Origin of the sequence: Microcystis sp. LE19-10.1B, from assembly GCF_027530565.1 — a bacterium.
GTDB lineage: Bacteria > Cyanobacteriota > Cyanobacteriia > Cyanobacteriales > Microcystaceae > Microcystis > Microcystis aeruginosa.
On record NZ_JAPZQM010000555.1, the window covers coordinates 1 to 10954 of the forward strand.

A 10954-nucleotide genomic window follows, 5' to 3' on the forward strand; every position below is an offset into this window, starting at 1 on the left:
TCCTTATCTGGCAAGAGACTTAATTGATTAGTTCGCTCTAGATAAAAAACAATTGACAAAAATCGCTAAATGCCTTTCTCTATAAGGGTTCCATCCCTTATAACCCCCGTCCATTGCATAACACAAACCGAAGAGCCATAATTTCAGCTATCACCACTACAATAAAATCACTACCATCAGGATTTACTCTCGGAAAATTTCAATTGCCTGACTACAGTTCTAAAGCTTCGTAGATGTATAATTTGTTCAAAAAACCGACGGTGCTGAAGTGATAACTAGGTAAAGGGGGAGGGAACCATAATTCCGTTTGATAAACGCTGAAAATGACAAAATTCTTTCTAGTGGTGTGAGTGGCGATCGCTTCTTGTAAAAAAGGATGACCCGTATCCACCAACATTTTACAGTAACCCCGTAAGAGAGCTTGCACCTCGAGGGAAGCTTGCGCCCGAGCGCAGACATTATCCTTAAGATAGCTAGTTAACCTCTGGGAAGCGTATTGTTCGTAATCTTGACGATTGGGGTTAGTTGTCAGCAATATCCCCGCAATTCCCCCTAAAACCACTCCTAACACTATTCCCCCTAACCGCGCCAATTTCATAAGCTCTCAAATCATCACTCACTTACCCTAACCATAGCCTGAATTAGGATAAAAAACCTCTTGTCAACCATTCGTCTTGTGCTATACTCGAAAAGGTGTACGGCGAGCGTAGCCAAGTGGTTAAGGCAGTGGATTGTGGTTCCACCACTCGGGGGTTCAAGTCCCCTCGTTCGCCCTCTTTTCAAGGCTCGTTGATAATTAGGCTTTGAGGGGGTTGATTGGCACTTACCCACTCAAATCCCCAATCAATTCGTTAACCTCAAAATAGTCTTTATGTACTGATAAATTTCGGTGAGAACGGTCAATGTGTTGGCTAGACTGTATTTGAGACAATTGAGCAAATTCTCGCTTCCAGAAAGGAGCGAACGGTGAGTAATTAGGGTTGGCTGAATAAATCTGAAAACCTTGTTGGGTAACACTTTTAGATCTTTTGTCAATCAAAAAGTACCGGATCTGGGAGTGATCGGGGCAAAATCCCTGGACTTTTTCCCTGAAAATTAGGTAATTGAACCCCTGAAAATGGGTAAAACCCCACACCCCACACCCCACACCCCGCACCCTGTCCCCACGAAAAACTTTTTGCCGCAAACCCTACTTACCGGTTAAGACGGCACTGGCGAAGCGGAGTAGCGATAACGTGATAGTTTAGATCCGATCGGTAATGTGATATTGGGACAATAATGACCAAAGTAAATCCGAAGTTAATTATTCATGGGGGAGCGAGTTCCCTAGAGGACAAAGGTGGTTTAGAATCAGTCCGCGATTCTCTCCGGGGGATTGTTAAGAATATTTACAACCTCCTTGACAATGGTGCTAGTGCTGTGGAGGCGGTGACAAAAGGATGTATGTTACTGGAGGATGAACCGCGATTTAATGCCGGGACCGGTTCGGTGGTGCAATCGGACGGTCAGGTGCGAATGAGTGCAGCCTTGATGGATGGTCGTCACCAGCGTTTAAGCGGTGTCATTAACGTCTCGCGGGTACAGAATCCCATTAGCCTGGCTCAATTTCTCCAAAGTCAAGAGGATCGCATTCTCTCGGAAATTGGAGCTGCAGATCTGGCCCGAGAATTACAAATTCCCCTCTATGATCCCCTCACCGATTATCGGATTCAAGAATGGATGGAGGAAAGAAAGACGAATTTTAATCGCAAAATGGCCCGTTTATTCGCCGATTCGTCAGCACAACGGGGAACTATCGGGGTAGTGGCCCTTGATCAACAAGGAGACATCGCCGCCGGAACTTCTACCGGAGGGAAGGGATTAGAAAGAATCGGTCGCGTTAGTGACAGTGCCATGCCGGCCGGCAATTATGCGAATCCATGGGCAGGAGTAAGTTGTACGGGGGTCGGGGAAGATATTATCGATGAATGTTTAGCCGCTAAGGTGGTTATTCGCGTCACCGATGGTTTTTCCCTCGCCGCTGCCGTGGAGAAATCCATGCGCGAATCCCAAACTAATGGTCGGGATCTGGGCATGATTTCCCTTGATCGTCAGGGGAATATTGTTTGGGGGAAAACGGCGGAAATTCTCTTGGCTGCCTATCACGACGGTCAGGCGATCGGTGATACCCTAGAATGGCACGGTGAAAATGTCGGTTTAATCGGTCATGTCGCCGTCGGATAGTGGAACAAACTGCGATCGAGCCTAGTCTTTTCGGTTAATCTGTACAAGATACTTCTTCTCGAAAATCTCCGTGTGGCAATACATTATTCCTATTTTTGACCCCGATGTGAAAAACTGGTCAGCCGAAGCGCGATTATTGCGCTGGATGACTTTTTTGTGGCTGTTAGTCGGGTTAGTGGTGCTTTTTTCCGCTTCCTACGCTCTGGCTGACAGTCGCTTTGATAACGGACTATACTATTTTATCCGCCAATTAATCTGGCTTTGGATTGGCTTAATTGGCTTTAATTTCCTGGTGCGATTGCCGATCGAGAAACTCCTCAAAATCGCACCCTGGATGATTTTATTAGTTTTAGGATTAATTTTGATCACTCTTATCCCCGGTTTGGGAACTAATATCAACGGTGCCACCCGTTGGATTAAAATCGGGCCGATTCTCTTGCAACCGTCGGAATTTATGAAACCGTTTCTCGTCCTGCAAGGGGCGGCGGTTTTCGGTGGTTGGCCGCGTTTAAATGTCAATCAACGGTTAACTTGGATCGCTATTTTTGGGCTAATTCTAGCGGGCATCCTCTTACAACCTAACTTGAGTACCACTGCTCTGTGTGGTATAACTCTCTGGCTGATCGCTCTTGCCTCCGGTCTGCCTTTATCCTACATGACCAGCACCGCTTTACTGGGTGTAACTATGGCCGTGGTTAGTGTTACTTTCCGCGAATACCAGAGAAAACGGATTTTGTCTTTCTTAAACCCCTGGCAGGATCCCCGGGGTGATGGTTATCAATTAGTGCAGAGTTTACTGGCGATCGGTTCTGGCGGAACCACCGGCAGCGGTTACGGTTTATCCCTACAAAAATTATCTTATCTACCCTTCCCGGATACGGATTTTATTTTCGCTGTCTTTGGCGAGGAATTTGGTTTTATTGGCGGTATTTTACTGTTAATCATGCTATTTCTCTACGCTACTCTCGCCCTCATCGTGGCGGTTAAATGTCGTCATCGCATCAAAAAATTAGTGGCGATCGGGGCGATGGTAATTTTAATCGGTCAATCCCTGTTAAATATCGGTGTGGCTACTGGTTCTTTACCCACTACCGGCTTACCTTTCCCTCTCTTTAGTTATGGCGGCAGTTCCAGTTTAGCCAGTCTCTTTTTAGCCGCCCTCTTAATCCGCGTGGCTAGGGAAGAAAATGACCCCGATCCGGTTTCCACCATTAAAAAAAGTCCTCAGAAAATTGTCTCGGTTTTCAGTCATCAGTGATGGATTGGGAATTATGAATTATGAAGTGGGGAAGTGGGGAAGCTGTCTCATCACCCTATCACCCCAAAACCCCCCGCAACGCGCAAGCAGTGACCCCCCTATCTCCTGATTCCTGACTCCTCACCCAATGTTCGACAAAGATAAGTAAAAATTATTGATTGACTCCAAAAACTTGAGAATATTTAAATTAACATTCCGCAATATTTACAAATTCTTAAGAATTAATTGAGAAAGATTTTTATTTAACAACGATGTTACAATGGTGACAGCGATTTGATAGAATTTCATAATCGGTTATTCTGTGCTTTTTTGGGTAGCAATGGTTGAAACCCTTGCCACACCTACAGGGTGATCCTAATTAAGACGGGTAAATCAGTCAATTTCACGGGCAACGATGATCTTTTTTTTGTGTAGTTTTATTGCAAAAAAAAAGTTTTTTTGACAAAAAGCACAAAGTATGATATTAGCCCAATGGACTTCTGGCTGCGAGTAATTATTGCAGAGAAGGGAAAGGGGAAAGGGGAGAAGGGAGAGGGGAGAAGGGAGAATAAATAGGGTTTGCGGCAAAAAGTTTTTCCTGGGGGCAGGGTGTGGGGTGTCGGGTTTGACCCATTTTCAGGTGGTCAATTACCTAGGGTTTGCGGCAAAAAGTTTTTCCTGGGGGCAGGGTGTGGGGTGTGGGGTGTGGGGTGTGGGGTGTGGGGTTTTACCAGTTTTGAGGTGACCAATTACCTAATTTTCAGGGAAAAAGTACCTGAATTTTCCCCCTGATCACTCCCATGCCGGGTACTTTTTGATTGACAAAAAGTCTAAAAGTCTTACCCAACAAGGTTTTTAGATTTATTCAGCAAACCCTACCTAATTTTCAGGGAAAAAGTACCTGAATTTTCCCCCCGCTCACTCCCAGGGCCAGTACTTTTTGATTGACAAAAAGTCTAAAAGTCTTATCCAACAAGGTTTTGATACTAAATCCGTTGAGTATAAGCTACTGATGAGGACAGGCACTCATGCAAAAGGGGGAATAAATAATCAGTCTTTAATAACCGGATTTAGTATTAGATTTATTCAGCAAGCTCTAATTAAAGATTTTCTTAAGATTTCTGGCCATAGCCGCTCCCCGCTCCCATGCAGTCTCAACCAGAGTTTTAGGCTTAACCGAGCCGTATTACCCCGCACCCCAGGGGAACTGTAGCCAATTTTGTCGGCAAGGTGCGAACTAACCCCCGTTCCCCGTTCCCCGGCCAAACCCTAGAAATCATCGGGAATAATCCATTGGGTCGGTTGCGTCAGTTTTTTTAGTCTAGCGGCTTCTGCCATTTCTAGCATCTTTTCCAAAGAAGTTTCGGCAATGAATTTGGCTGCTTCAGCGGCATGAGCTTGATTGGGGCATTTATCGCCTAAAATACAACCATTTAGGCAATCTACAGCACAATTTACCTGTTTTTCCATAAAAATTCTCTTTTTCTGACTAGATTTGGCCTTTATATTTTAACCCAACTTTTTTTAAGTACCTAAGCAAAATTAATTAGGGCTGGCTGAATAATGGTAAAACCCTTTTAAAATAAGGCTTTTGACCTGTTAAAATCCGATGTTAGTGCAAGAATATAGGATTGGGACATTCAAAAACTTTGCATTATTCTTCTTGTAGTACATAGACTGGTATAAAAAAAAGAAGGGCAACAAAGCCTGAAACGACCGGCCACTGACTCCTAACCCCACCAACAAACTTTTTCAGCAAACCCTAATTACCATCGAAAATGAGGTAATTGACCACCTGAAAATCGGTAAAACCCGACACCCCACACCCCACACCCCACACCCTACCCCTAGGAAAAACTTTTTGCCGCAAACCCTAGGTAAGTAATTATGCCAGTTAAGAAAGCGGCACGCTTAACCTTTCCCTAACCCATAAATTGTTATATATTTCAATTGTGTGAGGAGTGAGAAGAAAGCAAAGTCCTTGGGGTCGAAACACGGCAAGACTCCCGAGGGCTTTTCCATGTCTAGGGAACAATTGTCAGTCATGAACCAGCCTCAAGAGCGAGAACCTTTTGCCAGTTTAGTTTTATATCATCTCTTTAAATGGTCGATCGTTAGCCCAACCCTACACGGCTATTTTCGCGGTCGCGTTTACGGAGTGGAAAATGTCCCCCGGCGTCATCCTCTGATTATCGTCTGCAATCACGCCAGTTACTTCGATCCACCTCTATTATCCTGTGCTGTGCGTCGTCCCGTAGCTTATATGGCTAAAGAAGAATTATTCACCATCCCGATTTTAAAACAGGCGATCGCTCTTTACGGGGCCTATCCCGTCAAACGCAGCAGTGGTGATCGCGGGGCAATTCGGGCGGCGATGGCAGCCTTAGCAGCGGGCTGGGCAGTAGGAGTGTTTCTGGAGGGAACCCGCACCGAGGACGGATTGATCCATCAACCAAAACTAGGCGCGGCGATGATTGCCGCTAAAGCGGGAGTTCCCCTGTTACCCGTCAGTTTGTGGGGGACAGAAAAGATTTTTCAAAAAGGTTCTTCTTTTCCCCATAGTATCCCCTTAACTATTCGCATCGGCGAAGTGCTGCCGCCACCGATTTCTAGCAAAAGAGAAGCTTTACAGACAGTTACCGAGCGCTGTGCCGAAATTATTAACGGATTACACGCCCTCGGACGCTAACTAGGGTTTGCGGCAAAAAGCTCTTCCTGGGGGCAGGGTGTGGGGTGTAGGGTGTGGGGTGTGGGGTATAGGGGGAGTGGGAATTATGAATTATGAATTATGAATTGGGGAGGTGGGGAAGTGGGGAAATTGAACTAAAACCCCAAAACCCCAAAACCCCAACCTCCAAAACCTGTCTCCTATCTCCTGAATACTGACTCCTGCCGACCGCCTGATCTCAACAAGCAATTTAAATGACCAACAGCTTATCCAACAAGGTTTTTAGATTTATTAAGCAAACCCTAAATACCCGGGCAGCTGATGGGATTTCTTTCCCCGACACTTTGAAGTGGGGAATCTAGGCTAAAATTGGCATAACTCGACCATCGCCTCGACCATGTTCTTTTTTGTCCTCGGCTTCAATCTAGGCTTAACTTTATTTAATTGCTTTCTAGTCTGGAAATTGTGGCAATTGCGGCGGATTTTAGGGCGAGTGACCAAAATTTTAAACCGGGTGGAACGACGTTTACACCACATTTTTTACCCCGCCCCCGAATATATTGTCATCGCCGGGGCGAAAACCTATTATCTCCGACAAAACTATCAACGTCTCTGCGGACAGATACAGATACTGCAATCCCTATTCTTGACCTTCTCCCTGATTATCCGTTACTGGCAGCGTCAACCCCGTCAACGCCGTCGCCTGTGGTCGCTACAATTGAGCAAAATCTCTAGCAATCAAGCAGCTGACAGCGATCGCCAGCCAAAGTAATACACAAGTACGAGTTAAATTCAAAGCCTGTTCGACGGTTTTGACGGTAATCGGGTTGAGGTTATCGCCCAATAAAGGTTTTTCCACAATCTGGCCTCGATATTGATTTTTACCCCCCAATTGCACCCCCAAAATCGCCCCATAGACGCATTCACTCCAACCAGAATTAGGACTAGGATCCCGACGGGCATCGCGCCAACAAATGCTTAAAACCCGCCCCGGCCGGCCCGAAATTAGGGCGAGAGTTAAGACCGTCAAACGACAGGGTAGCCATGTCAAAACATCCTCGCTTTTGGCACTAAACCAACCAATATGGGTGTAGGGTGGCCGACGATAGCCAATCATCGAATCGAGGGTACTAGCGGCTTTATAAGCGCAAGCGAGGGGAACTGGCCCCACACCCAGAAAAGCACCGAGAAGGGCATAAAAAAGCGGCGCGGTAACTCCATCCACACCATTTTCACTGACGGTTTCTAATAGGGCGCGGAGGATTTCTTCCCGGCCGAGATTATCTGTGTCGCGACCAACGTATAAACTTAGTTGGCAACGAGCTAAGGTGATATTTTCAGCTTGTAAAGGTGCGATGACTGTTTCGGCAGCCCTGCGTAAACTTCTACCGGCTAAACAACTAGCCAAGAGAATCATTTGTACTAGGCAACTCAGCAGCAAATTGACCTGACCTAACCATTGGATTCCTAGCCAAGTTAAGACCCCGGCCAAGATAATTAAACCTAGTCCCAGAATTATGCCCGCTAAACGTTGGCGAATTTTTTCCCGCGTCCAATTAAGGATAACTTTTGTGGCAACAGCAATAATCGCCCCCATCACCTGCACTGGATGAATCCATCCCCAAGGATCGCCCACCAGATAATCTAAAACCGCCCCTAATACTAAAATGATCGCCGTTGCCGTTTCCTTCACAATTACTCCCTTTTACCATCGATATCCCGAATTTTCTCAATATTGTCTTCCCAGTTAGCCCCATCAAAGAACTGGATCTGAAAATCGCCTAAGACATTGCCCTCCAAACAGCGCAGGTTTATATCTATAGCGTCAGGATGGGAGCGGGGACGATAGAAAGGATGAATACCACAAACACGACAAAAATAATGTTGGGCTGTGTGGGTATTAAATGTATAGGTACTTAAAAAATCTTCACCGCTTAGGAGGGTAAATTGTGCTGAAGGAACAATCAGATGCAGAAAGCCTTTTTTCTGACAAATCGAACAATTACAGTCTAGAGCTTGATCATGCTCGATCGCCACTTGAAAACGGATCGCTCCACAGTGACAACCCCCCCCATAAATCTTTGCTTGTGTTGTTGCTGTCATAACTTCTAAACTACTAAACAATAAAGCTGGTTTCCTCTCCCCTAGCGGCGATCCAGCTACGGGCATCGTAGTATAAATCGGCTAAGGTAATCTTCCCTAGGGCCTCTTTTAATTTCTCGTGTAGGTGTTTCCAGATAGTAAATGTCACCCAATCTTCTGCCTGTTCGTCCCTGGGATGATAGCCTGATAATGGCTCGATCGTCTCTCCCACTGCCTCCAAAATTTGCCCCAACGAGATCCGATTTGCCGGCCTAGCCAATTGATAACCCCCTTGCGATCCCCGAAAGGAACGAACTAACCCCGCTCGTCGCATTTCTATCAGCAATTTCTCTAGATAAGCAGCCGGGATATCTTGACGCAGGGCGATCGATTTTACCGATACGGGAGTTCCCCTCGGTTGTAAACTAAGATCCAGCAAGGCTTTAACACTATAGTGACCCCTAGTTGTTAGCTTCATTATCCCTCATTTTTACCTCTTGATCTCTATCCTACCCCGGCTCTCATTGATGAGAGAAAGGCTAACCTCCCTTACCCCGGCATCTCGATCAACATTGATAAATTCTCTTAAGATTTCGATCGAGAGATAGAGTCTAATCCATTACAATCAATTTCCCCAAGCAAGTGATAATTTTTAGTTTATACCGTGTAAGATAAGTGTAGAGATCAATCGTAACCCGATTGTTTCTGGTCAGGGGGAGCAATTCTCCTCGACTAGCCTTGATGACCCTAACCGTTACTTATCTACTGCGAACTTAAATGAACACAACTACCAATCCAGAACCCCTGACTGGCCTCGAACTAATTGAGAAAGTTAAACAGCTAGGCAACCTCAGCAAAGAGGAAAAAGCCCGGGAATGCGGCTACTATACCATGACAAAAAATGGTATTGAACGCGTTAATATGATGAAATTTCTCAATGCTCTAATCGATGCCGAGGGAATTGACTTAGATAGCAGTGCCAATGGTCACGGACGAGGTGGGCGCTCGGCCAGCTACCGGATCAGTGTCCAATCAAATAATAATCTTCTGATCGGTTCGGCCTACACCAAAAAAATGGGACTCAAACCGGGAGATGAATTTGAAATTACTTTGGGGAGAAAACATATTCATCTCAAGCAAGTTGGCGCCAGCGACGACGACGAATAGCCATAATTAAGGAGAGAGCCTTTTCACTCTCTCCTTGCTAAGTAGTCGTGCAAAATTAATTTCCTAGTCGAGACTCCGAGACAGGAGACTCCGAGACAGGAGACTCCGAGACGGGGGACTCCGAGACAGCTATCAGGGATCAGATTTGAATTTTTAGTTCACTGTTTACTGATCACAACAAAAAGCGTTTGGCTGACGGCTGACGGCTTGGATGTGTAATTAATTTTGCTTAGGTACTTATCAGATGAGATAAGCTCTTGTCTCTTGAAACTAGGTATTTTATCCTCAATCGGTCTTTAAGCATCTAGATAGGGTTGGCTGAATAAATCTAAAAACCTTGTTGGGTAAGACTTTTAGACTTTTTTGACATCCAAAAGTGCCGGGCATGGGAGTGAGCAGGGGGAAAATTCCTGGACTTTTTCCCTGAAAATTGGGTAATTGACCACCTGAAGATCGGTAAAACCCTACACCCTACACCCTACACCCCACACCTTGCCCCCAGGAAAAACTTTTTCAGCAGACCCTAACTAGGAATTCTCCGCTTCTTTGGAGACAATCCAGAAAGCGTGGATAATGCCGGGGACATAACCAATTAAAGTTAAGATGATGTTGATAACAAAGGCTAAACTCAGTCCCGTGGTCAAAAATACGGCTAAGGGCGGCAAAAAAAACGCACAAACTAGGCGAAGAAACATTGTCAGTACCTCAAAAAGACTTTAGTGAATCTTAATTCTATATTAAGCTTGCTCTCCTTAAATTTGCCATAAAATGGCAGTGATCCCAGAAAAATTAAGGAGAAATTCATGATCGGCATTCTTTTAAATATTCTTGCCACTGCCCTGAGTTTATTTGCCAAGAACTCTATCAACAAGGAGAAAAAAAGCCAAAATATACCGAGTTTTCCAAAAGACTAACTCAGACTAAAAAAACAGAATAAAGAAAGTGGTTAACTGAGGTTTCTTCTATTCCTTTACAACAGTCTTTGAGAGATTTAGAGACAGCCTATTCTAACTTTTTTGCATTTTGTCAGGCAGAAAGGAAGGGAAAAAAAGTAAAACCTCCCAAGTTTAAAAAACGTAAATCTCAACAATCGGCAAGATTTACTGACAATGGTTTTACCGTTAATCAACACCACGTTACTTTGGCAAAAATCGGTGATTTAAAAGTCGTTTGGAGCCGTCCATTACCCTCTAAACCTTCTAGCGTCACCGTGATTAAAGACGCAGCGGATCGATACTTTCTCAGTTTCGTTGTCGAGATTCGTCCTGAAACTTTGCCAGATAACAAGCAAACCGTAGGGATCGATCTAGGGATTGCTACCTTTGCGACTCTTTCAACAGGGGAAAAGTTCAACGCACCAAAACCGTTAAAGAAACGACTAAAACGGCTTAAAAAGGCACAACGAAACCTTTCTAGAAAACAGAAAGGAAGTAACCGACGGGAAAAAGCCAGAAAACAAGTGGCTAAAATCCACGCAAAGATTAAAGACACTCGCACTGATTTCTTACATAGGGTCTGCTGAAAAAGTTTTTCCTGGGGGTAGGAGTCAGTAGCCGGTCGTCAGGAGCCGGTCGTTT

The 10954-nt window shown here is 45.1% G+C and carries 11 protein-coding genes, 1 tRNA gene and 1 pseudogene; 7 read left to right on the forward strand and 6 right to left on the reverse strand.

Going from position 1 to position 10954, the window contains the following annotated elements:
* Positions 1-211 precede the first annotated feature (211 nt).
* Positions 212-598, reverse strand: coding sequence for a DUF4359 domain-containing protein (locus O9332_RS20155; RefSeq protein ID WP_002757343.1), 387 nt, complete (start codon positions 596-598; stop codon positions 212-214).
* 102 nt (positions 599-700) lie between these two features.
* On the opposite strand from O9332_RS20155, the gene O9332_RS20160 reads away from it, so the two are divergent.
* From O9332_RS20160 to O9332_RS20170, 3 genes are all read left to right on the forward strand, one after another.
* Positions 701-773 (forward strand) — tRNA-His (locus O9332_RS20160).
* Positions 774-1278: 505 nt separating this feature from the next.
* The gene (locus tag O9332_RS20165; protein ID WP_002757342.1) at positions 1279-2223 is read left to right on the forward strand and encodes an isoaspartyl peptidase/L-asparaginase; all 945 of its coding nucleotides are present in this window, start codon (positions 1279-1281) and stop codon (positions 2221-2223) included.
* Positions 2224-2293: 70 nt separating this feature from the next.
* Complete coding sequence (locus O9332_RS20170; RefSeq protein ID WP_288027106.1) at positions 2294-3481, forward strand: FtsW/RodA/SpoVE family cell cycle protein; 1188 nt, start codon at positions 2294-2296, stop codon at positions 3479-3481.
* 1248 nt (positions 3482-4729) lie between these two features.
* Here the strand turns inward: O9332_RS20170 and O9332_RS20175 are convergent.
* A complete protein-coding gene (locus O9332_RS20175) occupies positions 4730-4930 on the reverse strand; it encodes a hypothetical protein (protein ID WP_002798182.1) in 201 nt (66 codons plus the stop codon).
* 550 nt (positions 4931-5480) lie between these two features.
* On the opposite strand from O9332_RS20175, the gene O9332_RS20180 reads away from it, so the two are divergent.
* A complete protein-coding gene (locus O9332_RS20180) occupies positions 5481-6149 on the forward strand; it encodes a lysophospholipid acyltransferase family protein (protein ID WP_002757339.1) in 669 nt (222 codons plus the stop codon).
* Positions 6150-6525: 376 nt separating this feature from the next.
* Positions 6526-6900, forward strand: coding sequence for a hypothetical protein (locus tag O9332_RS20185; protein WP_288027109.1), 375 nt, complete (start codon positions 6526-6528; stop codon positions 6898-6900).
* Here O9332_RS20185 and cbiB read toward each other — a convergent pair.
* The 3 genes from cbiB to O9332_RS20200 are packed head-to-tail and all read right to left on the reverse strand — an operon-like array spanning position 6841 to position 8688.
* Positions 6841-7821: an adenosylcobinamide-phosphate synthase CbiB gene (gene cbiB, locus O9332_RS20190; RefSeq protein ID WP_288027111.1), complete on the reverse strand. Its 981-nt coding sequence runs from the start codon at positions 7819-7821 to the stop codon at positions 6841-6843. The two genes, O9332_RS20185 and cbiB, sit on opposite strands and share 60 nt — an antisense overlap.
* Positions 7822-7823: 2 nt before the next feature.
* Positions 7824-8297 carry a GFA family protein gene (locus O9332_RS20195; protein WP_002757336.1) on the reverse strand — a complete coding sequence of 158 codons (474 nt, stop codon included), beginning with the start codon at positions 8295-8297 and terminating at the stop codon, positions 7824-7826.
* Positions 8245-8688 carry an Rrf2 family transcriptional regulator gene (locus tag O9332_RS20200; RefSeq protein WP_002738021.1) on the reverse strand — a complete coding sequence of 148 codons (444 nt, stop codon included), beginning with the start codon at positions 8686-8688 and terminating at the stop codon, positions 8245-8247. The genes O9332_RS20195 and O9332_RS20200 overlap by 53 nt, the downstream gene beginning before the upstream one ends.
* Positions 8689-8987: 299 nt before the next feature.
* Between O9332_RS20200 and O9332_RS20205 the strand changes: the two genes are divergently transcribed.
* Positions 8988-9377 carry an AbrB family transcriptional regulator gene (locus O9332_RS20205; RefSeq protein WP_002737568.1) on the forward strand — a complete coding sequence of 130 codons (390 nt, stop codon included), beginning with the start codon at positions 8988-8990 and terminating at the stop codon, positions 9375-9377.
* Between the two features lie 527 nt (positions 9378-9904).
* On the opposite strand, the gene O9332_RS20210 is transcribed toward O9332_RS20205, so the two are convergent.
* The gene (locus O9332_RS20210) at positions 9905-10072 is read right to left on the reverse strand and encodes a YqaE/Pmp3 family membrane protein (protein ID WP_002757335.1); all 168 of its coding nucleotides are present in this window, start codon (positions 10070-10072) and stop codon (positions 9905-9907) included.
* 155 nt (positions 10073-10227) lie between these two features.
* Here O9332_RS20210 and O9332_RS20215 point away from each other — a divergent pair.
* Positions 10228-10893 (forward strand): annotated as a pseudogene (locus tag O9332_RS20215) (RNA-guided endonuclease InsQ/TnpB family protein); the annotation flags it as partial.
* Positions 10894-10954 lie beyond the last annotated feature (61 nt).

Excerpts from the sequence above, each read along its gene's own strand:
- O9332_RS20155 (WP_002757343.1), bottom strand. The coding sequence starts at position 598 with ATGAAATTGGCGCGGTTAGGGGGAATAGTGTTAGGAGTGGTTTTAGGG.
- O9332_RS20165 (WP_002757342.1), top strand. The coding sequence starts at position 1,279 with ATGACCAAAGTAAATCCGAAGTTAATTATTCATGGGGGAGCGAGTTCC.
- O9332_RS20175 (WP_002798182.1), bottom strand. The coding sequence starts at position 4,930 with ATGGAAAAACAGGTAAATTGTGCTGTAGATTGCCTAAATGGTTGTATT.
- O9332_RS20180 (WP_002757339.1), top strand. The coding sequence starts at position 5,481 with ATGTCTAGGGAACAATTGTCAGTCATGAACCAGCCTCAAGAGCGAGAA.
- O9332_RS20185 (WP_288027109.1), top strand. The coding sequence starts at position 6,526 with ATGTTCTTTTTTGTCCTCGGCTTCAATCTAGGCTTAACTTTATTTAAT.
- O9332_RS20195 (WP_002757336.1), bottom strand. The coding sequence starts at position 8,297 with ATGCCCGTAGCTGGATCGCCGCTAGGGGAGAGGAAACCAGCTTTATTG.
- O9332_RS20200 (WP_002738021.1), bottom strand. The coding sequence starts at position 8,688 with ATGAAGCTAACAACTAGGGGTCACTATAGTGTTAAAGCCTTGCTGGAT.
- O9332_RS20205 (WP_002737568.1), top strand. The coding sequence starts at position 8,988 with ATGAACACAACTACCAATCCAGAACCCCTGACTGGCCTCGAACTAATT.
- O9332_RS20210 (WP_002757335.1), bottom strand. The coding sequence starts at position 10,072 with ATGTTTCTTCGCCTAGTTTGTGCGTTTTTTTTGCCGCCCTTAGCCGTA.